This window comes from Streptomyces sp. NPDC053560, assembly GCF_044544605.1.
Lineage (GTDB): Bacteria > Actinomycetota > Actinomycetes > Streptomycetales > Streptomycetaceae > Streptomyces.
This window is the reverse complement of sequence record NZ_JBITXI010000004.1, coordinates 201,808-225,436: the sequence shown is the minus strand read 5'-3', so window position 1 is coordinate 225,436 and position 23,629 is coordinate 201,808. Positions and strand designations below refer to the sequence as shown.

18 protein-coding genes are annotated in these 23,629 nt (G+C 72.0%); 15 read left to right on the top strand and 3 right to left on the bottom strand.

The window, feature by feature from the left end:
* Positions 1–5 precede the first annotated feature (5 nt).
* On the bottom strand, positions 6–1,598 hold the full coding sequence (locus ACIGQF_RS10800; protein ID WP_399707977.1) for an MFS transporter: 1,593 nt from the start codon (positions 1,596–1,598) through the stop codon (positions 6–8).
* 580 nt (positions 1,599–2,178) lie between these two features.
* Here ACIGQF_RS10800 and ACIGQF_RS10795 point away from each other — a divergent pair.
* From ACIGQF_RS10795 to ACIGQF_RS10740, 12 genes are all read left to right on the top strand, one after another.
* Positions 2,179–3,795 carry an aldehyde dehydrogenase family protein gene (locus ACIGQF_RS10795; RefSeq protein ID WP_399707975.1) on the top strand — a complete coding sequence of 539 codons (1,617 nt, stop codon included), beginning with the start codon at positions 2,179–2,181 and terminating at the stop codon, positions 3,793–3,795.
* Between the two features lie 588 nt (positions 3,796–4,383).
* Positions 4,384–5,343, top strand: a complete 960-nt coding sequence (locus ACIGQF_RS10790; protein ID WP_399707973.1) for a VOC family protein — start codon at positions 4,384–4,386, stop codon at positions 5,341–5,343.
* Positions 5,340–6,194: an aspartate dehydrogenase domain-containing protein gene (locus tag ACIGQF_RS10785; RefSeq protein WP_399707971.1), complete on the top strand. Its 855-nt coding sequence runs from the start codon at positions 5,340–5,342 to the stop codon at positions 6,192–6,194. The genes ACIGQF_RS10790 and ACIGQF_RS10785 overlap by 4 nt, the downstream gene beginning before the upstream one ends.
* Before the next feature lie 176 nt (positions 6,195–6,370).
* Positions 6,371–7,204: an alpha/beta fold hydrolase gene (locus ACIGQF_RS10780; RefSeq protein WP_399707970.1), complete on the top strand. Its 834-nt coding sequence runs from the start codon at positions 6,371–6,373 to the stop codon at positions 7,202–7,204.
* 50 nt (positions 7,205–7,254) lie between these two features.
* The gene (locus ACIGQF_RS10775; protein ID WP_399707968.1) at positions 7,255–7,776 is read left to right on the top strand and encodes a cupin domain-containing protein; all 522 of its coding nucleotides are present in this window, start codon (positions 7,255–7,257) and stop codon (positions 7,774–7,776) included.
* Positions 7,776–8,513: an SDR family oxidoreductase gene (locus ACIGQF_RS10770; protein ID WP_399707966.1), complete on the top strand. Its 738-nt coding sequence runs from the start codon at positions 7,776–7,778 to the stop codon at positions 8,511–8,513. Before ACIGQF_RS10775 ends, ACIGQF_RS10770 begins: the two co-directional genes overlap by 1 nt.
* A 147-nt stretch (positions 8,514–8,660) precedes the next feature.
* Entirely contained in the window at positions 8,661–9,449 is a 789-nt protein-coding gene (locus ACIGQF_RS10765) for an SDR family oxidoreductase (RefSeq protein WP_399707964.1), read from the top strand.
* A gap of 9 nt (positions 9,450–9,458) precedes the next feature.
* On the top strand, positions 9,459–11,189 hold the full coding sequence (locus ACIGQF_RS10760; RefSeq protein ID WP_399707962.1) for a thiamine pyrophosphate-binding protein: 1,731 nt from the start codon (positions 9,459–9,461) through the stop codon (positions 11,187–11,189).
* Between the two features lie 13 nt (positions 11,190–11,202).
* Positions 11,203–12,195, top strand: a complete 993-nt coding sequence (locus ACIGQF_RS10755; protein WP_399707960.1) for a PDR/VanB family oxidoreductase — start codon at positions 11,203–11,205, stop codon at positions 12,193–12,195.
* A gap of 33 nt (positions 12,196–12,228) precedes the next feature.
* Positions 12,229–12,450, top strand: a complete 222-nt coding sequence (locus tag ACIGQF_RS10750) for a recombinase-like helix-turn-helix domain-containing protein (RefSeq protein WP_052869760.1) — start codon at positions 12,229–12,231, stop codon at positions 12,448–12,450.
* A 1-nt stretch (position 12,451) separates the two neighbouring features.
* Entirely contained in the window at positions 12,452–13,522 is a 1,071-nt protein-coding gene (locus ACIGQF_RS10745) for a Rieske 2Fe-2S domain-containing protein (protein ID WP_399707958.1), read from the top strand.
* A gap of 4 nt (positions 13,523–13,526) precedes the next feature.
* Positions 13,527–14,855, top strand: coding sequence for an MFS transporter (locus ACIGQF_RS10740; RefSeq protein ID WP_399707956.1), 1,329 nt, complete (start codon positions 13,527–13,529; stop codon positions 14,853–14,855).
* Here ACIGQF_RS10740 and ACIGQF_RS10735 read toward each other — a convergent pair.
* Positions 14,809–15,351 carry a MarR family transcriptional regulator gene (locus ACIGQF_RS10735; RefSeq protein ID WP_361560443.1) on the bottom strand — a complete coding sequence of 181 codons (543 nt, stop codon included), beginning with the start codon at positions 15,349–15,351 and terminating at the stop codon, positions 14,809–14,811. The genes ACIGQF_RS10740 and ACIGQF_RS10735 overlap by 47 nt on opposite strands.
* Before the next feature lie 263 nt (positions 15,352–15,614).
* Between ACIGQF_RS10735 and pepN the strand changes: the two genes are divergently transcribed.
* The 3 genes from pepN to ACIGQF_RS10720 all read left to right on the top strand — a co-directional run bounded on the left by pepN (position 15,615) and on the right by ACIGQF_RS10720 (position 21,783).
* A complete protein-coding gene (gene pepN, locus ACIGQF_RS10730) occupies positions 15,615–18,128 on the top strand; it encodes an aminopeptidase N (RefSeq protein ID WP_399707954.1) in 2,514 nt (837 codons plus the stop codon).
* Between the two features lie 212 nt (positions 18,129–18,340).
* Positions 18,341–20,326, top strand: a complete 1,986-nt coding sequence (locus tag ACIGQF_RS10725; RefSeq protein WP_399707952.1) for a pyridoxal phosphate-dependent decarboxylase family protein — start codon at positions 18,341–18,343, stop codon at positions 20,324–20,326.
* The gene (locus ACIGQF_RS10720; RefSeq protein WP_399707950.1) at positions 20,323–21,783 is read left to right on the top strand and encodes a lysine N(6)-hydroxylase/L-ornithine N(5)-oxygenase family protein; all 1,461 of its coding nucleotides are present in this window, start codon (positions 20,323–20,325) and stop codon (positions 21,781–21,783) included. The genes ACIGQF_RS10725 and ACIGQF_RS10720 overlap by 4 nt, the downstream gene beginning before the upstream one ends.
* Here ACIGQF_RS10720 and ACIGQF_RS10715 read toward each other — a convergent pair.
* Positions 21,739–23,571, bottom strand: coding sequence for a bifunctional metallophosphatase/5'-nucleotidase (locus ACIGQF_RS10715; RefSeq protein ID WP_399707948.1), 1,833 nt, complete (start codon positions 23,569–23,571; stop codon positions 21,739–21,741). The genes ACIGQF_RS10720 and ACIGQF_RS10715 overlap by 45 nt on opposite strands.
* Between the last annotated feature and the right edge of the window lie 58 nt (positions 23,572–23,629).

Genomic DNA, 23,629 nt, shown 5'->3' with positions numbered 1-23,629 from the left:
ATTCCTCAGGGTGAGACCTCTTCGAGCGGGCGGTCGGTGGTCTCCTCGGCGAAGAACGCGGCGGCCAGCGCCCCGACGAGAGCGACCCCGCCCAGCGTCATGAACACCGCGGAGACCTGCCCGCCGCCCGCGTAGATCGCACCGACCAGGATCGGGCCGAGGATCACCCCGAGCCGGTTGAGCGCCCCGCCGACGCTGCACCCCAGCGCCCGCATCCGCGTCGGGTACAGCTCGGGCGTGTACAGGTACAGACAGATGTTGGAGCCGAAGAAGCACACCGCGGCGAGCGAGGTCCACACCAGCACCTGTACCGGCGTACTCGCACCGAGCGCGGCCAGCACGCTCAGCAGCACTGCCGCGCCACCGAGGAAGACCGCGAACACCTTGCGCCGCCCGATCAGGTCGACCGTGAGCGCGACCAGCAGACACCCGAGGAAACCGGCGACCGAGGTGACGGTGGAGTACAGCAGCGAGTCGGAGAGCGACAGCCCGTACTGCTTGCCGTAGATCGTCGGCAGCCAGGAAGTGATGCCGTAGTTCACGAAGTACCCGGTGAACCACAGCGTCCCGATGACCAGCGTCCGACGGCGGTACCGACCGGTGAACAGCCCCTTCACCCCGGTCGCGGCAGCCTCGGCGGGAGTCGCGGGGGTGAAGGCCCGGTCGCCTTGCGCGGGGCGCGCGGGGAGGGGAGCCGAGCTCGGGGCTGGGGCTGGGGCTGGGGCTGGGGCCGGCGCCGGGGCCGGTGCCGAGGTTCCGGCGACGGCCGGCTCCGGCGTTCCGGCGACGGGGGCGGGATCGGGTGCGGGGGCGGGATCGGGTGCGGGGGTGGCGGCCGGTTCCGGCGTTCCGGCGAAGGCGGGGACCGGCGGCAGCGGAGCCCCGGTCGCTGCGACGACCTTCGCCTCGATCAGATCCATCGTCGCCGCGGCCTCCTGCAACCGGCCGCGGTCGGCGAGCCACCGCGGCGACTCGGGAACGGTGCGCTGCACGAGGACGCACAGCAGTCCCGGCACGGCGGCCACGACGTACATCCACCGCCAGCCCAGTGCCGGCACGATCCAGGCTGCGGCCAGTGCACCGAGGGTGAGCCCGGCGGGGAAGACGAGTTCGTAGAGCAGGACGAAGCGACCGCGCTTGAAGCTGCGGGTGATCTCGCTGATGAACGTCGCGGCAACCGGTACCTCACCCCCGATCGCCAGGCCCTGCACGAAGCGCAGCAGCATGAAGGGCGACGGTGACGGACTCGCCGCCAGCGCGAGCGAGGCCACCCCGGACACGCCGATGCAGATCGCGATGATCTTCACGCGCCCGATGCGGTCCGCCATCCGTCCCGAGAAGAGCGCGCCGATCAGCATGCCCAGGGAGCCGATGGTGAGGACGGCGGTGGCGTCGCCGTCCGTGAGGTGCCACTCCTGGCGCAGCTCCGGCATGGCGTACGCGATCAGCAGCTGGTCGAAGGCTTCGAAGAAGGTCACCACACCGATGACGATGCGGACGGTGACGTGCCAGCGGGACAGGGGGAGACGTTCGAACCGAGCAGCGATTCCGGCGCGTACGGCGTCGGTGTCACGGCCCGGGGAGGCGTCGAGGCTCATCCGGGATTCCTCCATACCCGCGAAGGGCGCGGGCGAGGGACAGGGGGAGGGGGAGGGGCGCGCGGTCGACAGGGAGCTGGGGGAGTCCCGTACGTCCGTACGTAAGCGCCAAGTTTCTTAGGGCTTAAGTTCTACCGACTCATAGGGTGTGGACGTCAAGGGGTCCGACGCCGACAAATTTTTCCGCGGCGACCCTTGCGGGTAAATATTTAAGCCCTTAGATTTCTGGCACTGAGAGACCCGGAGGGCGAAGAAGGCCCGGAGCCGCCGCAACCGTACGGCAGCCACCACCTCCCCGACGCCCCACCGCACCCGAGCCCCACCCACGCCCGGCCCGACCCCGGACAACGCACCCTCGGACAGCTCACCTCCGGCCGGCCCGCCTCTGGCCGGCCTGCCTCCCAACGGTCCGCTTCCGGGCCCCTTCAGCCCCTCGGGGCGCAACCTGCCCGCTCCGCCCGCTCTGCCCCGTCCCGCCGTACCGCCCGGCGCCGTGCCCGTCCACCCCGCCCCCACCCGCCCACTCGTCCGTTCGCCCACGGGCCGTGCCACGACCCCGCCAACGCCTGGGAACCCACCGATGCCTTCGACTCCAAAACCCCCGCCGCCCGCCACACCGCTCACCCCGACGCACGAAGCCCCGAAGCGCGAGGCCCCGACGCACGAGGCCCCGCAGGCCGAGGCCCCGGTGGGCGAGGTGCCGGTGGGCGAGGTGCCGCTCCCCGAGGACGAGGTGCTGGTCGCAGGGGAGTGGCGCCCCGGCCGCGGCGACCCGATCACCACCATCGACCCGGCGACCGGCGCCACCCTCACCACCCTCCGCGGAGCCTCACTCGCCGACGTCGAAGAAGCCGCCGAGCGCGCCGCACAGGCCGCCGCCGACCCCGCCTGGCGCGACCTGCCGCCCCACGAACGCGCCCGCCTGCTCCACCACATCGCCGCCCTCATCGAAGACGCGGCCGAAGTCCTCTCCGCACTGCAGACCGCCGACACCGGCAAGTCCCGTACCGAGACGCGGGCCCTGGTGCACAGTGCCGCCGGCACCTTCCGCTACACCGCCGCAGCCCTCGAAACCGCCGAGGACACCCTCACCCCCGCCCGCGGCCCGTACGTCACGATGAGCACCCACGAGCCCATCGGCGTCATCGGCGCCATCACCCCGTGGAACTCGCCCATCGCCAGCGACGCCCAGAAACTCGCCCCGGCCCTCGCCGCAGGCAACGCCGTACTCCTCAAGCCCGCCGAGTGGACCCCACTGGTCTCCCTCGCGCTCGGCCGCATCATCCACCGGGCCCTGACCGAGCACGGACTGCCCACCGGCCTGCTCTCCGTACTCCCCGGCCCCGGCCGCGTCATCGGCGACGCCATCGTCCGCCACCCCGCGGTCGGCAAGGTCACCTTCACCGGCGGCACCCGCACCGGCCGCACCCTCGCACACGCCGCCGCCGACAAGCTGATGCCCGTATCCCTCGAACTCGGCGGCAAGTCACCCACCGTCGTCCTCGAGGACGCCGACATCGAACAGGCCCTGGCAGGCGTCATGTTCGGCATCTTCTCCTCAAGCGGCCAGAGCTGCATCGCCGGCTCCCGACTCTTCATCGCCCGCCCCCTGTACGACCGCTTCCTCACCGAACTCGTCGCCCGCACGAGGAAACTCCGCATCGGCCCCGGCACCGACCCCGCCACCCAGGTCGCGCCCCTGGTCCACCACAAGCACCGGGACGCCGTCGCCGCGTACGTCGACCTCGCCCGCCAGGATGGCGCCCGCGTCCTGTGCGGCGGCTCGGCCCCCGAAGGCGAGCAGTACCGCGACGGCGCGTACTACCTGCCCACCGTCCTGGACGGCCTGCCCAACTCCGCCCGCACCTGCCAGGAAGAGATCTTCGGCCCCGTTCTGGTCGCCCTCCCCTTCGACGACGAGGACGACCTGGTCACCCAGGCCAACGACACTGTCTACGGACTCGCCTGCGGCCTGTGGACCAAGGACGCCGCCCGCGCCTGGCGCCTCGCCCGACGCATCGACGCCGGAACCGTCTGGATCAACACGTACAAGCAGTTCAGCATCTCCACCCCCTTCGGCGGCATGAAGGACAGCGGCCTGGGCCGCGAAAAGGGCCGCGACGGCATCCGAGCCCACCAACGCCAAAAGTCCCTCTACTGGAACACATCCCCCACCCCCCACCCCTGGGCCACCTGACACCCGCCGGGCCCCGTCGGCTCCCTGCGCGAGCGGCACTCCGGTCAGTTCGGTGGGGGGGAGCACTCCGGCCCGCCGCCCGTCCACTCCGGCCCGCCGCCCGTTCGCCCCGGTCCGCCGCCCGTTCGCCCCGGCCGCCCGTTCGCCCCGGTCCGCCGCCCGTTCGCCTCGGAGCCTGCCCTGGCTCCCGCCCCCCGGAGGGGGCCACCCCCTCCGGGGGGCGCCTCCGAGGGGGCCCCGAGGGGGTGGCCTCCGAGGGGGTGGCCCTGCTCCCCGAGGGACTGCCTCTGGGGGACCCGCTCCCGGTTGGCCCCAGGCCCTCCCCCCCGGGGGGGCTGCGCCCCCCAGACCCGCGCCCCAGGCCCCCACCCACCTCTTCCGACCCACCCACCTCTTCCACCCCAGCCGCCGCCACCCCCAACCCTGTGCCGCCTCGCCCAGTGAGGAGGGCTACCCCGGGTCGTTCTCCCCGGGCCCCGTTCACCTGGGGCCCGCCCCCCCCGCCCCCCACCTCCTCCACCCCAGCCGCCCCCACCCCGCGCCCACCCCGACCCCGTGCCGCCCCGCCCCGTACGTCTGGAGACAGCGATGCCTCGCTCCCCGCACCAGCCTCCGCCGCAGCAGCCCATCGCGCGCCTGCGCTCGCTGCGGTGCGTCGAACTGTTCACCCCCGCGTTCACCGAAGCCGCCGACTTCTACCAGGAGGTCTGGGGCCTGGAGACCGTCGAGGGCGACGGGGGCGCACGCTGGCTGCGCGGCACCGGCGAGGAGCACCACGTTCTCCAGCTGACCCGCGCCGACCGCACCGGTCTCGGCCGCATCGCGTTCGCCGTCGCTACCCCCGCCGAGGTCGACGAAGCCGCCCGCCGGCTGCTCGCCCGCGGCATCACCCCCGTCGCCGGCCCCGGCCCGCTGGACCAGGTGGGCGGCGGCTACGGGCTCCGCTTCACCGACCCCGAGCACCGGCTCATCGAGATCAGCGCCCAGGTCGAGGCCGTCGCCCCGCGCGGCCGGGACGGTGCGGTCCCGGTCGGCGTCACCCACGCCGTGCTCAATACCGCCGACATCGACGCCGCCGTCGCCTTCTACTGCGACGTCCTGGGTCTGCGGGTCTCGGACTGGTCGGAGCACCAGATGGCGTTCCTGCGCTGCAACGCGGACCACCACTGCATCGCGTTCAACCAGGCCGAGTGGGCCTCCCTCAACCACGTCGCCTACGAGATGAGCTCGGTCGACCACTTCATGCGGGGGCTGGGCCGGCTGCGCCACCACGGCATCACCCCGCAGTGGGGCCCGGGCCGGCACGGTCCCGGCAACAACACCTTCTCCTACTTCACCGACCCTTCCGGTCTCGTCTGCGAATACACCTCCGAGGTCGCCCAGATCGTCGAGGACGCCTGGATCGCCCGTGTCTGGCGCCGTGTTCCGGAACTGTCGGACCTGTGGGGCACCGCAGGGCCGCCGTCAGCGGAGATCCGCTCCCACATGGCCGGGCGCCCCGACCCCGGACCACTCACCCACCCGGCCGCACAGGAGATCTCCGCATGACCGCCCAGACCACCACCGCCTCACCGTCCGTCGCCTCGGCGCCCTCCTCGTCTTCCGCTCCTGCCCCGCGCAAGGTCGGTCTCGTCGGCTGGGGTGCGATCGGCCGCGTCGTCGGCACCGCACTGGCCGAGGGCGGCGTCCCCGGCGCCGAACTGGTCTGCGTCGTCGACAACCGCGTCCTCGGTGACGCACCGGCCCCGCAGCTGTCCTTCGAAGACGCCCTCGACAACTGCGACCTGATCGTCGAAGCGGCGGGCCAGAGCGTCGTCCGCGAGTGGGGCGAGCGCGTCCTGAAGTCCGGTACCGACCTCCTTGTCGCATCGACCGGCGCGCTCACCGACGAGGACCTCGCCGCCGCTCTTCTCGCCGCCGGCCCGGGGCGGGTGTATTTCACCGGCGGTGCCGTCGGCGGCCTCGATCTGCTGCAGGCCGTGCGCTCCCTCGGCCCGCTCACGGACGTCACACTCACCACCACCAAGCTGCCCAGTACCCTCGAACAGCCTTGGATGGGCGAGGACTTGCTGCACCGGATGCGCACGGCCTCCGGTCCGGTCGAGGTCATGCGCGGCACGGCCCGGGACGTACCGGTGAAGTTCCCGAAGTCGACGAACGTCGCCGCCTCCGTCGCGCTGGCCGCCGGTGACCTGGACGCCGTACGTGTCCACGTCGTCGCCGACCCGGCGGCCCAGCACACCCGGCACGTCATCGAGGCGTCCGGCAGCCACGGCGTGTACCGCTTCGAGGTGCAGCACCTCCCGGACCCCGGTAACCCCGCCACCAGCCAGGTCGTTCCGTATGCGGTGCTGCGCAGCCTCGGTGCGCTGGCCGGCCGGAGGGGGCAGATCCTGTGACCGGCCCCGTGGCCACCGCCGCTCACCCCGACCCGGTCTCCTCGCCTTCTCCCGAGCCTTCGCCTTCGCCGTCGCCTTCGACCGCGTCTGCGTCTGCGCGTTCGGCATCCGTTCCCCCTTCCTCTTCTCCTTCTCCTGCTTCTTCGTCTCCGTCTTCGTCGTCCGCTCTCGCGTCCGTGCGCGAGGCCGAGGACTCGTCCTCCGAGTCGTCGCCGTTCGACCTTGCGGGGTTGCACGTGGAGGAGGCCGGTGACGCGGGGCCCGTGCTGCTGTGTCTGCACGGGATCGGTTCCTCCTCCGCCGCGTTCGCCCCGCAGTTCGCCACGCTGAGCCGGTACGTGCGCGTGGTGGCCTGGGACGCTCCCGGGTACGCCAAGTCCGCCGATCCGACGGGACCGTTCACGCTGGACGACTTCGCCGATACCGCCGCCGCGCTCATCCGGCAGCGTGGCGGCCGCGCCCATGTGCTCGGTGTTTCCTGGGGCGGGGTGATCGCGCTGCGGCTCGCCGCTCGCCACCCCGAACTCGTCTCCTCTCTGATCGTTGCCGACTCCAGTGCCGGGTCGGGTACGGACCCGGTGAAGGCCGAGGCGATGCGGGCGCGCGCCGACGAACTGGCCGAGGTCGGTCCGCGTGCCTTCGCCGAGCGGCGCGGTCCGCGTCTGGTCTCCGATGCCGCTCCAGAAGCTCTCGTTCAGCGCGTCACCGACACCATGGCCGGGTCTCTGCGGCTGCCCGGCTACCGCTACTCGACCGAGTCGATGGCCGCCACCGACCTGCGTATCGCGGACCTTTCCGCGGTCACCGCGCCCACGCTCGTGCTGTGCGGGGACCAGGACCGGGTCACCGGGATCGACGCGAGCCAGATGCTCACAGCAGACCTCCATTCCTCCGTGTTCGTGATCGTCAAGGACGCCGGTCACCTCGCGAACCAGGAACAGCCCGAGGCCTTCGACGCGTGGGTTTTCGCCCACCTCCGAATCTCAGCAGGGATCGCCGGAGGCTGTTGAGGACTGTCCACAGCCCCTGCCCATTCGTACGACAAAAGGACGGCAGTGCTATGCCCATCACCACCACCGACTACGACAACGGCGGCGACCTCGCCCGCTACACCGACTCCCTGATCGCCACCAAGGAGTCTCGCGACCCCGACTGGGACACCCTGGCGTTCCAGGCCAAGGCCGGTGACCAGTACCGTCGCGCCCAGATCCGGTACGTCGGCTCCGGCGCGACCGGCAACCACGACGGCGACAACCGCATCCTGCCTTCCGGCGGCTTCACCTTCTCCAACATGCTGCTGCCGCCCGGCGCGGAGGGCCCCGAGCACACCCACCACGACGTCGAGGAAGCCTTCTTCGTACTGGAGGGCAAGGTCAGGGTAGGTATCCACCGCGGCGAGGGCGAGGCCGAGTACCGCACGCTCGGCTACCGGGACATGATCGTCGTGCCGGCGGGAGTGGCCCGCAGCCTGAAGAACGAAGGCGACACCGACGCCCTCTTCTGCGTCATCATCGGCACGCGGAAGCCGCAGATCCCGACCTACCCCGAGCACTCGCCGATGCACGGCGTCACCCGCGACTGATGCGCACCGTCGTCATCACCGGCGCCGGCCGTGGCCTCGGGGAGGCCATGGCCCGCCGGGCCGCGGCGGACGGCCACCGCGTCGTACTCGCCGAACTCGACGCCGAGCGCGGCAAGCGGGTCGCCGACGAGCTGTGCGCCGAAGGCCGGGAAGCCCACTTCGTGCCGTGTGACGTGGCCGACCCGGAGTCGGTCGACGCGATGGCGGAACGGGTCGCCGGGCTCGGGCCGCTGCACGGCCTGGTCAACAATGCCGGGCTCGCCAACGGCGTGGGCGGCAGGGAGTTCCAGGACATCGGCATCGAGGCGTGGGACCGCATCATGATGGTCAACGCCCGCGGGCCGTGGCTCGTCGCCCGCGCCCTGCTGCCCCAGCTCCTCGCCGCGGGCAGCGGCCGCATCGTCAACCTGGCGTCCGACGCAGCGCTGTACGGCTCGCCGCGACTGGCCCACTACATCGCCTCCAAGGGGGCCGTCATCGCCCTCACCCGGGCCATGGCACGTGAGCTGGGCGATCGCGGCATCACCGTCAACGCGGTCGCGCCGGGCATCACCGAGTGCGAGGCGACCGAGAACGTGCCCGCCGAGCGGCACGAGCTCTACCGGCTCAACCGGGCCATCTCCCGGGCCCAGCAGCCGGACGACCTCACCGGGGTCGTCTCCTTCCTGCTCGGCGAGGAGTCCCGCTACCTCACGGGACAGGTGCTCGCCGTCAACGGCGGCTTCACCATGCACTGACCCCGGCTGCCCTGCACTGGCCCCGATCGCCCTGCACCGGCACCGGCTCGCCCGACGTCGCAGCCTCCCGCCCCGGGCACCCCGTACCGCTCATCGAACCGCTCGCCACACCGAACCGCTCACCACCCGAAAGACGAAGGACACCCCATGGACCTGGGCCTCGCCGACCGCACCGTACTGGTCACCGGAGGCAGCTCGGGCGTCGGCCTGGCCACGGTCCGCGCCCTCCTGGACGAAGGCGCACGCGTCGCCACCTGCGGCCGTGACGCCGACCGCCTCGACAAGGCCGCGGCCCGCCTCGGAGCGGGCGACGACCGGCTGCTGACCGGCGCCTGCGACGTACGGGACGCCGCTGCCGTACGCGACTTCGTCACCCGTACCGCCGACCACTTCGGCTCCCTCGACGGCCTGGTCAACAACGCGGGACAGTCCCGCATGAAGCGGCTCGCGGAGACCACCGAGGAGGACTGGCGCGACGAGCTGGAGCTGAAGTTCGCCGGCGTGCTCAACCCGCTGCACGCCGCCCTCCCGCACCTGCGCGCCTCCGACGCCGCCGGCATCGTCAACATCAACGCCGTACTCGCCAAGCAGCCCGAGCCGCGCCTCATCACCACCAGCGCCGCCCGCGCCGGCATCCTCAACCTCTCCGCGAACCTCGCCCGGGAACTCGCGCCCGACGGCATCCGCGTCAACTCCGTCTGCCTCGGCCTGATCGACACCGGGCAGTGGACGCGCCGGCACGCCGCGGCCGACAGCGGGCTGAGCTACGAGGAGTGGCAGGCGGAACTGGCCGCCGACCGCGGCATCGCCCTCGGCCGCCTGGGCCGCGCCGAGGAGGTCGCCTACGCGGTCCTGGCGCTCCTCTCCCCGCGCGCCTCCTACATCACCGGAACCAGCATCGACGTCTGCGGCGGAGTCGGCCGCGGCATCCTCTGAGGAGCCTCCATGACGCACCACCCCACCGGAGGCGACCTCCTCGTCGCCGTCCTGCGCGAACTCGGCATCGACACCGTCTTCGGCATCGTCAGCGTCCACAACCTGCCGCTCGTCGAAGCCGTCGACCGTGAGCTGCGCTTCGTGCCCGTACGCCACGAGGCCACCGCCGTGAACGCCGCCGACGCCTACGGGCGCGCCCGCGGCTCCCTGGGCTGTGCCCTGACCTCCACCGGGACCGGCGCGGGCAACGCGGCCGGCTCGCTCATCGAAGCGCTCAGTGCCGGTACGGGAGTTCTGCACGTCACGGGGCAGGTCGAAAGCCAGTACCTGGGCAGCGGCCGCGGGTTCATCCACGAGACCAAGGACCAGCTCGGCATGTTGCGGGCGGTCTCCACGTACGCGGCGACCGTGCCCTCCACGGAGGCCGCCGGTCGCATCCTTCGTGAGGCGGCGCGCGCCGCGCTGCGCGCACCTGGTGGCCCCGCGAGCGTCGAGTGGCCGATCGACCTGCAGTACGCGGCGCAGCAGGACGACGACGCCGTGGCCCCGGAGTCGGCGACACCCCACCCGGACGACGCCGCACTGGACGCCGCCGCGTGTCTGCTGGCCGGGGCCCGTCGGCCCCTCGTCTGGGCCGGGGGAGGGGCGTGCGGCGCCGCCGACCGGCTCGCGGAGCTGCTGGCGCGCACCGGCGCCGGCCTGCTCACCTCCAACTCCGGCCGCGGCGCCGTACCCGAGGACCACCCGCAGGTCATCGGCAACTTCGCCACCACGCCGACGGGCCGAGCGCTGCTCGCCGACGCCGATGTCCTGCTCACCATCGGCACGCACTTCCGCTCCAACGAGACCGGCGACTACTCGCTGGCCCTGCCCGAGGCGCACATCCAGATCGATGTCGACGCCGCCGCCCTGGGACGTGTCTACGCGGCGCGGCATGCGCTGCAGGGCGAGGCGGACGCCGTGCTCGGTGCCCTGCTCGCCCGCCTGCCCGCCGCGGTCCCGGCTCCCGACGACAGCGCCGCGACCGAGGGCAGTGAGCCGGCCGCCGCGAGCGCCGGGCAAGCCACTGGAGGCACCGAGCAAGCCACCGAGGGAGCCGAGTCCGCCTGGACGGTCCGCGTCGCCTCCGTACGCGCGGAGGTGCGTGCCGCGCTGCACGACGCCATCGGGCCGCAGGCCGCCGTCTGCGACGCGCTGCGCGCCGCCCTGCCCCGCCGTGCCGTCGTCGCCCGCGACGTCACCATCCCCTCCAGCAGCTGGGGCAACCGCCTGCTGGAGATCTACGCCCCCCGCGACAACGTCTTCCCGCGCGGCGGCGGCATCGGCCAGGGCCTCGGCATGGGCATCGGCGCCGCCCTCGCACGGCCCGGCGAACCCACCGTCGTCATGGCCGGGGACGGCGGCCTCGCCGTGCACCTCGGAGAGCTCCTCACCCTCGCCCAGGAGCGCCCCGCCCTCACCCTCGTCGTCTTCAACGACGGCGGCTACGGCGTGCTCCGCAACATGCAGGACCGCTACAGCGAACGCCGCTCCGGAGTGGACCTCGCCACCCCCGACTTCTCCCTCCTGGCCCGCTCCTGCGGCCTGCCCTACGCCCGGATCGCCACCGAGGCCGACGCCGCGCCGGTCCTCGCCGAGGCCGTCGCATCCGGCGGCCCCACCCTCGTCGAGGTCGACCTGACCGCCCTCGGCCCCATGAAGAACCCCTTCACCCCGCCCGTCAAGATCCCCACCGCGTGAGGAGGCCGACGCCATGACCAGCAACGACGCCCAGCCGGACACTCCCGACCAGGCCACGGCCGGCGAGGCCCGCCTCGACCTGCTCGTCCACCGCATGACCTGGGAAGCCGACGGTGTGCTCTCCGTCGACCTCGTCCACCCCGACGGCAAGCCCCTGCCCGCCTGGCAGCCCGGCGCCCACCTCGACCTGCACGTCGGCGGCCACACCCGGCAGTACTCCCTGTGCGGCGACCCCCACGACACCAGCCGCTACCGCCTCGGTGTCCTCAACGAACCGACCTCCCGCGGAGGTTCCCGCTTCGTCCACGACCGGCTGCGCCCCGGCCAGACCGTCACCGTCGTGGGCCCCCGTAACCACTTCGCGCTCGCCGACGCACCCGCGTACCTGTTCATCGCCGGCGGCATCGGCATCACCCCGCTGCTTGCCATGGCCCGCGAAGCCACCCGCAGGGGCGTGCCCTGGCGGCTCGTCCACGGGGGCCGCACGCGCGCCTCGATGGCCTTCGGCACCGACCTCGCCGACCTCGCCGCACAAGGGCCCGGCGAACTCGTCCTCCACCCGCAGGACGAGCACGGACACATCGACCTCGACGCCGCCCTGAACGGCCTCGACGCGCAGACCCTCGTGTACTGCTGCGGGCCGGAACCCCTGCTCGTCGCCGTCGAGGAACGCTGCCCCGCGGCGCAGCTCCGGGTGGAGCGGTTCGCCGCGCCCACGGTGGAGCGCAGCGGAGACGACAGCGCCTTCCAAGTGGAGTGCCGCCGCTCCGGAGTGACGCTCAGCGTCGACGCCGACACCTCGATCCTCGAAGCCGCCGAGGCCGCCGGCGTACCGGCCGAGAACTCCTGCCGGGACGGCATCTGCGGCAGCTGCGAGACCCGCGTCCTCGAAGGCGTCCCCGAACACCGCGACTTCCTCCTCAGCGAGGCCGAGCACGCGGCGAACGCGACCATGATGATCTGCGTCTCGCGCTGTGCCTCCGACCGCCTCGTCCTCGACCTGTAAGCCACCCGCTCGCCTGTGAACCCGGAGGCACCGATGACCCCATGGCCGTACCTGGACGTCCACCAGTCCCGTACGCACGAGCCCACCCCGTACGAGTACAAGCTCGCCGCGACCCTCGAAGAGGTCTTCACCAAGGAGGGCCACGAACTCGCCGACGTCATCCGCGGCCTCAACTCCCGCCAGGTGCACGCCCCCGACGGCACCCCCTGGACCGAGGACACCTTCCGCGCCGAGATGCACCGCCTGGGAGCCTGACATGACCCTCACCCGACCGGACATCACCGGACACACCGCCACCGCGGACCACATCTACGCCACCGGACTGCGCAACCAGTGGCACCCCGTGGTGCCCTCCCACTTCGTCACCCCCGGAGGCATGCGCAAGGTCACCGCCCTGGGGGAGGACTGGCTCCTCTTCCGCCGCGGCGACGGCACCCTCCACATGCTCGCCGACCGCTGCCCCCACCGGGGCGCCCGGCTCTCCCTCGGCAAGCACCTCGGGGACCGTGTGGCCTGCTGGTACCACGGCGTGGAGGTCGAGGGCGACGGCACCGTCTCCTCAGTGCCCGGCCTGCCCGGCTGCAACCTGGAGGGCAAGAAGCTCGTCACCAGCCTCCCCGTACGCGAGGTGGGCGGGGCGATCCTCGCGTACTTCGGAGACGAGCAGCACCCGGAGCCGTGCGAGTTGACGCTCCCCGAACCGCTCACCGCCCCCGGTACGGAGGCCATCCTCTGCTACGCGGAGTGGAACGTGCCGTGGCGGTTCGGCATGGAGAACCTCCTCGACCCGATGCACGGCCAGTTCCTCCACCACGACTCGCACACGATGTTCGACGGCGACACCACCGCCAAGTTCCGCATCCGGGAGACCGACCGCGGTTACTTCTTCGAGAAGACCGACCAGCGCGGCGTCAACTTCGACTGGGTGGAGCTGTGCCGCACCGGAGTGGACTGGGTCGACCTGTCCATCCCGTACCCGCCGTCCGCGGGCCCCGGCGGCCCCTTCGGGATCGTCGGCATGATCTGCCCCGTGGACGCGCGCCGCAGTGGCGTCTTCTTCTGGCGCTACCGCAACGTCGAGGGCTGGCAGCGCGACACCTGGCGCTTCCTGTACCGCACCCTCATCGAGAAGCGACACTGGGAGGTCCTCGAACAGGACCGCGTGATGCTGGAGGCCATGCCGCACGACGCGGACCAGGCCGAGAACCTCTACCAGCACGACCTCGGAGTCGTACGGCTGCGCCGCCTCTACCGCACAGCGGCCGAACAGCAGGCCGCCGCGCTCGCCGCCCCGGAGCCCGCTACGACCGCCCCCGCCGGCCGCTGACACCGTGGCGCCGACCGCCGTACCGCCCACCGCCGCGGCCTCCCCGCGGCGGTGGGCGGGCGTCCTCAGCCTGCTCGCCGTCGTCCTGATCTCCTACATCGACCGCGTCAACGTCTCCGTACTGATCACCGACCGGGCCTTCACCGACCACTTCGGCATGACCGGCGACCGCGTCCTCCAGGGCGCCCTGATGACCGTCTTCCTCATCGGGTACGGACTCGCCGCCTTCTTCCTCACGCCGCTGTACGAATCCGCCCTGGGCGCACGGCGCGGCCTTCTGCTGAGCGTCGGCCTGTGGGCCGCACTCACCCTGCTGTCCCCGTACGCGCTCGGCGCCCTCATGTTCGTGGCGGTCCGCTTCCTTCTGGGCGCGTCCGAAGGGCCGCTGTTCTCGCTCAAGACGATGTACGTCAAGGAGCACTTCGCGCCCCACGAGGTGGGCCGGCCCAACGCGGTCAGCTCCATGGGCGTCTCCCTGGGCACCGCTCTCGGACTGCCGCTGATCACCTACCTCGTGCACCGCTACGACTGGCACACCTCCTTCGTGCTCCTCGCGCTCCTCAACGCGGCAATCGGGCTGCCGCTCATCGCGCTGTTCATACGGGGCCGCCGGCACGCAGCACAGGGGAGGGGCGAACACGCGCCCTCCGAAGCGCGGCGGGGCGTCGCGGCGACCCTTCGGGAAGCCCTGCGCACCCCGCGCCTGGGCTGCATCCTCCTCATCGAGATCGCCACCCTCGCCTACCTGTGGGGAAGCAGTTCCTGGCTGCCGGCGTACCTCCTCCAGGAACGCCACTTCTCCCTCGCACAGATGGGGACCGTCTCCGCGCTGCCCTTCCTGATGAGCCTGGCCTCCGGCTTCCTCGGCGGGCACCTCATCGACAAGCTGCCCGCCCGGCGGCTGCCCCTGCTCTTCGTCATCGGTGCGCTCGGCACCGGGAGCTGCGTCCTGCTGGTGATCACCGCGGACGCCGCCTGGCTCGCCGCCACCGGACTCGTCCTCGCGGGCGGCTTCTGGGGACTGCAGGGCCCGGCCATCCCCACCCTCGTGCAGCGGCACGCACCCGCCGGCACGGTCGGCAGCGCGTACGGAGTGGTCAACGGCGTCGGCAACCTCGTCTCCGCCTTCATGCCCACCGCCATGGGAGCGGCCATCGCCCTCGGCGGTGGGCACGGCTTCGGCGCCGGCTACGCCCTGCTGATCGGCGCGCAGGCCATCACGCTGGTGTGCGGGGCGTGGCTCCTGCTCCGCCCCGGCCCGGGCCCGGCCGCCACCGACGGGCGGCTCATGCCCCGGACGGCGACTCCGGCTCCGCCGCACCCGACTCCGTGATGGACCGCTCCAGCTTGGACAGCAGCCGCGCCAGCTGACGGCACTCTGCGGGGGAGAGGCCGGCCAGCATCCGCCGCTCGTTCTCCAAGTGCTCGGCGAACAGCTCGTCGATCTTGGCCAGCCCCTCCTCCGTCAACCGCGACCGCACCACCCGCCGGTCCTCCGGGTCCCGCTCCCGGACGATCAGCCCGTCCTTCTCCAGCCGGTCGATGCGCAGCGTCACACCCGCCGACGAGATCAGCCCCGAATCGGCCAGCTGACCCGCGGTGCGCTTGAACGGCTTCCCCGCCCGGCGCAGCGCCGTCAGCACGTCGAAACCGGCCACCGACAGCCCGTGCGCCTCCACCGAAGCCGTCAGCTTCGCGCTGTACCGCAGGAACGTACGGTGCAGCCGCGCCAGCACCTCCAGCGGCGAGGTGTCCAGCTCCGGGCGTTCCCGCTGCCAGTCCTCGATGATCCCGGCAACCGCGTCCTGCGCCGCTGTCTTCCTCGCCATCTCGGCACCCTCCCCGGGGCTCGCCCATCGGGCCGGGCTCCCGGCCGTGATCCATCAGAAATCTTAGCCCTGAGAAGCCGGGCCGCTTAACGGTCGGACCGCCCAGGCGCACGGCTCGCCCCGCTCGGGCAGACGGCACGACTCCGCCGCTGAGCACCCGCCCAGCCGGCCCCGGCCCGCACCGGCGAACCCGCCCGACCGAGTTTTCCACAGGCAGCAAGGCATGGGTGCGCGGAGCCGCCGGCCTGCGGCAGCATGACGCCATGCCCGCATTGACGCGCGATGAAGCGCAAACCCGAGCCCGCATCCTCGACGTCCACCACTACGACATCGACCTCGACCTCACCACCGGCGAGGAGCACTTCACCTCCCGCACGGCCATCCGCTTCAGCGCGCGCACCCCGGGCGACACCTTCCTCGACCTCAAGCCCGAGGAACTCCGCAGCATCACCCTCGACGGCACCCCCCTCGACCCGGCCGACCTGGCGGACAACCACTTCCCGCTCACCGGCCTCACCGCAGGCGAACACGAACTGCGCATCGAAACCACCATGCGCTACTCCCGCACCGGCGAAGGCATGCACCGCTTCACCGACCCCGCCGACGGTGAGACCTACCTCTACACCCAGCTGTTCATGGAAGACGTCCAGCGCGTCTTCCCCGCCTTCGACCAGCCCGACCTCAAAGCCGTCTTCGCCCTCACCGTCACCGCCCCCGACGGCTGGACCGTCCTCGGCAACTCCCGCGCCACCCGGGCCCCCGAAGGCCACTGGACCCTCGCCCCCACCCCGCCTCTCAGCACCTACCTCATCGCCATCGCCGCCGGGCCCTGGCACTCCGTCCGCACCGAGCACGCCGGCCTCCCGTTCGGTATCCACTGCCGCCGCTCCCTGGCCCCCTATCTCAACGCCGACGCCGAAGAGATCTTCGACATCACCCGCCGCTGCTACGACCGCTACCACCAGCTCTTCGACGAGCCCTACCCCTTCGACTCCTACGACCAGGCGTTCGTCCCCGAATTCAACGCCGGCGCCATGGAGAACCCCGGCCTGGTCACCTTCCGCGACGAATTCGTCTACCGCTCCGCCGTCACCGACACCGAGCGCCAGACCCGCGGCATGGTCATCGCCCACGAAATGGCCCACATGTGGTTCGGCGACCTCGTCACCCTCGCCTGGTGGGACGACATCTGGCTCAACGAGTCCTTCGCCGAGTACATGGGCTACCAGGTCCTCAGCGAAGCCACCCACTTCACCGAGACCTGGACCGACTTCGGCGTCGCCCGTAAGAGCTGGGGATACGACGCCGACCAGCGCCCCTCCACCCACCCCGTCGCCCCCGCACCCGACGCGGTCCCCGACACCGCCTCCGCCTTCCTCAACTTCGACGGCATCTCCTACGCCAAGGGCGCCTCCGCACTGCGCCAACTCGTCGCCTGGATGGGAGAGAAGGACTTCCTCGCCGGCATCAACGACCACTTCGCCCGGCACCGCTTCGGCAACGCCACCCTCGCCGACTTCACCGACTCCCTCGCCCGCGCCACCGACCGCGACGTCCACGCCTGGGCCGAGCAGTGGCTGCGCACCACCGGAGTCGACATCCTCACCCCCGTCGTCGAGACCACCGACGGCTCCTGGACCCTCACCGTCACCCACCAGGGCGACCGCCCCCACCACCTCACCATCGGCCTCTACGATCAGGACCCCACCGACCCGGCCCGTCTCGTCCCCCGCGCCCCTCTCACCCACGACCTCCCCGAAGGCGGCACCCACACCCTCCCGGGCCGCCGCCCCGACCTCGTCCTCCTCAACGACCGGGACCTCACCTACGCCAAGGTCCGCCTCGACCCCACCTCCTGGGCCACCGCACAGGCCGCCCTCTCCGGCCTCCCCGACTCCCTCACCCGCGCCGTGGTGTGGAACGCGGCACGCGACATGGTCCGCGACGGCGAACTGCCGGCCGCCGCCTACCTCGAAGCCGTCCGCACCCACCTCCCGCACGAGACCGACACCGCCGTCGTCCAAGGCGTACTGGCCTTCGCGCGCACTCAGATCGCCGACCGCTACCTCCCCGCCGCCGACCGCCCCGCGGCCCTCACCACCCTCTCCGACCTCTGCCGCGACATCCTGCGCCGCACCGAAGGCAGCGAGCACGGCGACCGCCAGGGCCTGCGCCTGGCCGCCGTCCGTACCTTCATCGACAGCGCCACCACCCCCGCGGGCATCCAGGACTGGCTCGACGGCGACAGCGTGCCCGGCGGACCCGCCCTCGACCCCGAACTGCGCTGGCGCATCCTCGGCCGCCTCGCCGTCCTCGGCGCCACCACCCCGGCCGCCATCGACGCCGAAGCCACCCGCGACCCCAGCGCCAGCGGCAAGGAAGGCGCGGCACGCTGCCGCGCCGCGCTCCCCGACCCGGCCGCCAAGAAGACCGCCTGGAAGGCCATGTTCACCACCGACCCGGCCGACGACCTGTCCGCCTACCTCTTCACGGCCACCGCCACCGGCTTCTGGGCACCCGAACAGGCCGACCTCGTACGCCCCTACGTGGAGCGGTACTTCACCGACGCCGTCCCCCTCGCCGACCGCCGCGGCCCCGCCCTGGCCGAAGCCGCAGGCCGGTACGGCTTCCCCGCGGTGCTCGTCGAACCGGACACCCTGCGGGCCGGCGAGGCGTGCCTGCGCGACGAAGCGCCCACCCCGGCCCTCCGGCGCAAGCTCACCGACCAACTCGACGACCTGCGCCGCGCGCTGGCCGTCCAAAACGGTCAGGGGTGATGCCCACGGACCGCCACACGACTGTCGCGTAGCAGGTCAGGGCCGGGGATGGGAGGGGGCGTCGCGGAGCCCATAGCAGATCCGCGCGCCTCAACCCGCACGTGTGTCCCTCGTGAGAGTGGACTCCGCCCGCATCTCGGCGAAGGGCTCGACACCGGAAGTAACTTAGGTCGCCCTAAACCGATCAAATCCCCGACAAGAAGGGCACATCCATGCCTGTGCCCGCCCCAGGCACCCCGGCCCCAGGCGATCGCACCCCCGGCCCTCTCGACCCCGAAAGGACCCCACCCGACCCCCACACGACAGGAGGCGACACGACACCGGCAGCAGACGACCAGGTCAACCACCACGCGAGTCAGGCCCCGGCACCGGCGGTCACCACCGCTCTCCTCGACGCCGCCACCACCGGCCCCACCCGGCCAACCGTTCCGGCTCCCGCGGCCGCCACCCCTGCTCCCACCCCCGCACCCGCCGCGGCCCCCGAACCCTCCCTCGCCACCCCCGAGCTGGCCGGCGGACCCCAGGGCCCCGAAGCGCTGCGACCCCTGCTCCACACCGTGCTCGACGCCCTGCACACCGGAGCCGCGGAGCGCGGCGGACCACTGCCCGCCGGCGGCCCCGGAAGCGTCGCCGAGACAGTGCACCACGCCTGCGCCCCCCTCCTCCCGGACACCGGCACCGGCCCGCACGCCGCCCTGCACACGATCGTCCGCACCCTTGCCGCCGGCGCCGCCGACCCCGCCGACCCGCACTGCGCGGCCCATCTGCACTGCCCGCCGCTCGCCCTGGCCACCGCGGCCGACCTCGCCGCCTCGGCCCTCAACCCCTCCATGGACTCCTGGGACCAGGCCCCCGCCGCCTCCGAACTGGAAGCCCTGACCACCCGCACCCTCGCCCACCTCGTCCACCCCGAAGGGCCCGACGCCGACGCCCTGGTCACCACCGGCGGCACGGAGTCCAACCAGCTCGCCGTCCTCCTCGCCCGGGAACACGCAGCCAAAGAACACACCGCCCGGGAGCACGAGACCCGCGAGCGCACCGTACGCGAGCGGGAGAACACCCCCGAGCACGCCGCACGGGAACGCGAGACCGTACGCGAACACGCCGGCCGGACACACGGCACCACACACGAGGCCGGCCGGGACCACGCCGCCCGGCACACCGGCGGACAACCCGGCACGCCCCTCGGCGAGCGAGATCCGCACCGCCCCTGCGACCGGTCCGGCCACGGCCCCGATCACCCCGGCCGCCCCCACACCTGCACCCACCCCCACACCACCACCCATCCGCACCCGCCCCACACCGCACCGTCCACCCCCGCCGGACCATCCCTGCAGGTCGTCTGCGGCGCCAACGCGCACCACAGCGTCCACCGCGCCGCCTGGCTGCTCGGACTGCCCGCCCCCGTCACCGTCCCCACCCCCGACGGGACGCTCGCCCCCACCGACCTGGCCGCCACCCTCGAACGCCTCGCAGGCCGGCCACTCCTCGTCGTCGCCACCGCCGGCACCACCGACTCCGGAGCCATCGACCCGCTGCCCGCACTCGCCGACATCGCCGCCGCCCACCGCGCCCGGTTCCACGTCGACGCGGCCTACGGCGGCCCGCTCCTCTTCAGCGACGCCCACCGGCACCTGCTCACCGGCCTCGACCGCGCCCACACCGTCACCCTCGACCTGCACAAACTCGGCTGGCAGCCGGTAGCCGCCGGATTCCTCGCCGTCCCCGACGCGCGCGACCTCGCCCCCCTCGACCACCGCGCCGACTACCTCAACGCCGACGACGACACCGAAGCCGGCCTCCCCGACCTCCTCGGCCGCTCACTGCGCACCACCCGCCGCCCCGACATCCTCAAGATCGCCGTCACCCTCAAGGCACTCGGCCGCCGCGGCCTCGCCGACCTCGTCGACCGCACCGTCACCGCCGCCCGCACCCTCGCCGACCTCGTCGAAGCCCGCCCCGCCCTCGAACTCCACTCACACCCCACCCTCACCACCGTCCTCTTCCGCCCCACCGGCGCGGACGACACCACCATCGCCACCATCCGCCGCCGCCTCCTCCACGACGGCCGCGCCGTACTGGGCCGCGCCACCACCCCCACCGGCCTCTGGCTGAAAGCCACCCTCCTCAACCCCCACGCCCACCCCGACGACCTGCACTCCCTGCTCGACCTAGTGGAAGGCCACACCCCCCGATGACCACCGCCACCGCCCCGGACCCGCGCACCCCCCTCGACCTCGTCGGCGTCGGCATCGGCCCCTTCAACCTCTCGCTCGCCGCCCTCGCCCAGCCCCTCGCAGGCCTCACCTGCGCCTTCTACGACCAGCGCCCCGCCTTCCACTGGCACCCCGGCCTCATGATCGAAGGCGCCACCCTCCAAGTCCCCTTCCTCGCCGACCTCGTCACCCTCGCCGACCCCACCAGCCCCTGGAGCTTCCTGAACTACCTCAGGCACCGCGAACGGCTCTTCCCCTTCTACTTCGCCGAACGCTTCCACGCCCCACGCGCCGAATACGACGCCTACTGCCGCTGGGTCAGCGAAAACCTCCCCGGCCTCCACTACCGCCACCAGATCGACGCCCTCCGCTGGAACACCGAACACACCGTCTTCGAGATCGACCACACCCAGCTCGACGCCGAGGGCGAAGCCGAGGCGCTCGGCCGCACCTACGCCCGCAACGTCGTCCTCGGCATCGGCACCACACCTCACGTCCCCGACCCCCTCCGGCCGCTCGCCGACGCCCCCGCCCTCCCCGTCCTCCACTCCGCCGACTACCTCGACCACCGCGAACGCCTGCTCGCCGCTGACCACATCACCGTCATCGGCTCCGGCCAGTCCGGCGCCGAAGTCTTCCTCGACCTGCTCCGCAACCGCCCCGCAGGGAACGAACGGTTGCACTGGCTGGCGCGCACCCCCGCCTTCGCGCCCATGGAATACAGCAAACTCGGCCTGGAACAGTTCACCCCCGACCACACCCGCTACTTCCACGGCCTCCCCGAAGCCACCCGCGACGCCCTCGTCCCCCAGCAATGGCAGCTCTACAAGGGCATCGACCACGACACCATCGCCGCCATCCACCAAGAGCTCTACGAACGCACCGTCGACGGCGGCTGGCCCGACGCCGTCCTCACCCCCGGCGTCACCGTCCGCACCGCCGGCCGCATCGGCGCCCACACCATCGAACTCCACCTGGAACACGCCCACCAGCAGACCCGCAGCCGCCTCACCACCGATGCCGTCGTCCTCGCCACCGGCTACCGCGAACGCAGCCTCGACGCCCTCACCGGCGCCCTCGACCCCTATCTCCGCCGTGACACCGCAGGCCGCCCCCGCATCGACACCCACCACCGGCTCGACCTCGACGCCCGCGTCACCGGCTCCGTCTACGTACAGAACGCCGAACGCCACACCCACGGCGTCGGCGCACCCGACCTCGGCCTCGCCGCCTGGCGCAGCGCCGTCATCCTCAACCACCTCACCGGCACCAGGCCCTACCCCCTCCCCGACCGCACCGCCTTCACCACCTTCGGCCTGGCACCACAGCCGCGCTCCACGCAGACCGCCGGCGGACGGCGGCTCCAGCACCAGCCGCCCGCCACCCCCCGCCCGTCAGAAGACCGGAACGCCGTCCCGCGCCAGCTTCCAGTCCACTGACGCAAACCGCGACGCATCGATCGAACCCGACTGCTTCACCCACTCAATGATCAGATTCCGGATCTCGTCCGACGTCGCCCACACCTGCTTCGCCTTCGCCACATGCGGGAAATTCCCGCCACCGCTCGCCCGGTAATTGTTCACCGCCAGCACGAAACGGGCCGCCGGATCCAACGCCTCGCCATTCAGCTGGAGCTTCCCGATCCGCTGACCCGCCGGCTTCGCGATATCAATCTCGTACGACACCCCGCTCACCGCGTCATAGTTGTAATCCGGGATGTTGTCCGCATTCGTCAGCTTCGACGGATCCACCTCACCGCCCGCCGGCGTCCGCACGTAATACCGGGCCGAGAACTCCAGGTAATCCTTCAGCTGCGCGCCGGTCAGCACCCGCGCCTCCAGCGTGTTGTCGAACGGATACAGCGCCGCCATCGAGCGGATCGTCACCTCCCCCTCCGGCACCTCCGCCGTACGCGAGAAACACGACGCCTGCGACACCACCGGCAGATCCGCGTACTCCCCACCGGCCAGCGCCTTCCGCACCACCTCTGCCTGCACGAAAGCAATGAAATCAAGCACCGGAGTGTCCTTGTAAGGCGCCTCCGCCGCCGACAGCCGCGCGGTCGACCGGCCGATCACCTGGTTCACATACCGCACCACCTTCGCGTGCGCATCACGCAGCAGCCCGGAAATACGCTCGTCCTCCGCCGCCGCACTGGAATTCAGCACCCGAGCAGACACCGCATCCACCGACCAACGTCCGCGCTCCCACGCCAGCTCGAAGTCGAACAGCGTCAGCCGTTGCCCCCACTTCAACGGCTCCGAAAGCACCACCTCACGGCCCGTCCGCTCATTCTTCACCCGGTACTCCGCGATCTCCGTGTGCGCATGCCCCACAAGAATCGCGTCGATACCCGGCACCTGCTGCGCCACCAGAGCCGCCGCGTTCTCCACATACGGCAGCTGATCGCCGTACGACGACGTACCGCTCGACCCCGAATGCGCCGCGACGATCACCACGTCCGCGCCCCGCGCCCGCAACCGGGGAACCCACTTCGCGGCCTGCTCCTCCAGACCCGGAAAAGCCATCTTCCCCTGCACGTTCGCCTTGTCCCAGATCGCGATGCCGGGATTCGTCAGCCCCAGAACGCCGACCCGCACATCCCGGCCGTGCGGGGTACGCAGACGCTTGATGACGTACGGGGGAAACGCCGGACGCAATGACTTCGCATCCACCGCGTTCGCGCCCAGCAGCGGGAAATCGCAGCTCTCCTCGAACTTGCGCAGCACCGGAATGCCGTAATTGAACTCGTGATTGCCGAGCGCCGCGGCGTCGTAACCGATGGCATTCATGGCCCGCGCCATCGGATGGACCGGACCGCCCACCCCGGTGATCGGATCCACCTTGGCGTAGTAGTACGCCAGTTGTGTCCCTTGAATGGTGTCACCCGCGTCGATCAGGAGCGTGTTACGGCGGCCCTTCTCGGCACGCACCTCGTTCACGAGAGTCGAAATCTTCGCCAGCCCGACATCGTTGTGCGCCGCGTCGTCGAATTCCGCGTCCGTCGCGTAATCCCAGTTGAAGACGTTGCCGTGCAGATCGGTCGTCCCCATCACGGTGAACGCGTACCGCTTGCCGGAATGACCGTGCCCCGGCCCGCGACCGGCGGCGAGCGGAGCACCCGCCGGCTCCTCCGCCGCGGCGGACGGCGCCCCCGCACCCGTCAGCGCCACCCCGGCGCCCGTGGCGACGGAACTCCCGAGAAACGTTCTGCGATCGAGCGGCATGACTCTCCTTGACCGTCCGCAACCCTGCGAACCGTTGGTCGTACAACTGGACGTACAG

What these genes read in the sequence shown, in the direction of transcription:
- ACIGQF_RS10800 (WP_399707977.1), bottom strand. Translation starts at nt 1,598, where the DNA reads ATGAGCCTCGACGCCTCCCCGGGCCGTGACACCGACGCCGTACGCGCC.
- ACIGQF_RS10795 (WP_399707975.1), top strand. Translation starts at nt 2,179, where the DNA reads ATGCCTTCGACTCCAAAACCCCCGCCGCCCGCCACACCGCTCACCCCG.
- ACIGQF_RS10790 (WP_399707973.1), top strand. Translation starts at nt 4,384, where the DNA reads ATGCCTCGCTCCCCGCACCAGCCTCCGCCGCAGCAGCCCATCGCGCGC.
- ACIGQF_RS10785 (WP_399707971.1), top strand. Translation starts at nt 5,340, where the DNA reads ATGACCGCCCAGACCACCACCGCCTCACCGTCCGTCGCCTCGGCGCCC.
- ACIGQF_RS10775 (WP_399707968.1), top strand. Translation starts at nt 7,255, where the DNA reads ATGCCCATCACCACCACCGACTACGACAACGGCGGCGACCTCGCCCGC.
- ACIGQF_RS10770 (WP_399707966.1), top strand. Translation starts at nt 7,776, where the DNA reads ATGCGCACCGTCGTCATCACCGGCGCCGGCCGTGGCCTCGGGGAGGCC.
- ACIGQF_RS10765 (WP_399707964.1), top strand. Translation starts at nt 8,661, where the DNA reads ATGGACCTGGGCCTCGCCGACCGCACCGTACTGGTCACCGGAGGCAGC.
- ACIGQF_RS10760 (WP_399707962.1), top strand. Translation starts at nt 9,459, where the DNA reads ATGACGCACCACCCCACCGGAGGCGACCTCCTCGTCGCCGTCCTGCGC.
- ACIGQF_RS10755 (WP_399707960.1), top strand. Translation starts at nt 11,203, where the DNA reads ATGACCAGCAACGACGCCCAGCCGGACACTCCCGACCAGGCCACGGCC.
- ACIGQF_RS10750 (WP_052869760.1), top strand. Translation starts at nt 12,229, where the DNA reads ATGACCCCATGGCCGTACCTGGACGTCCACCAGTCCCGTACGCACGAG.
- ACIGQF_RS10745 (WP_399707958.1), top strand. Translation starts at nt 12,452, where the DNA reads ATGACCCTCACCCGACCGGACATCACCGGACACACCGCCACCGCGGAC.
- ACIGQF_RS10735 (WP_361560443.1), bottom strand. Translation starts at nt 15,351, where the DNA reads ATGGCGAGGAAGACAGCGGCGCAGGACGCGGTTGCCGGGATCATCGAG.
- pepN (WP_399707954.1), top strand. Translation starts at nt 15,615, where the DNA reads ATGCCCGCATTGACGCGCGATGAAGCGCAAACCCGAGCCCGCATCCTC.
- ACIGQF_RS10725 (WP_399707952.1), top strand. Translation starts at nt 18,341, where the DNA reads ATGCCTGTGCCCGCCCCAGGCACCCCGGCCCCAGGCGATCGCACCCCC.
- ACIGQF_RS10720 (WP_399707950.1), top strand. Translation starts at nt 20,323, where the DNA reads ATGACCACCGCCACCGCCCCGGACCCGCGCACCCCCCTCGACCTCGTC.
- ACIGQF_RS10715 (WP_399707948.1), bottom strand. Translation starts at nt 23,571, where the DNA reads ATGCCGCTCGATCGCAGAACGTTTCTCGGGAGTTCCGTCGCCACGGGC.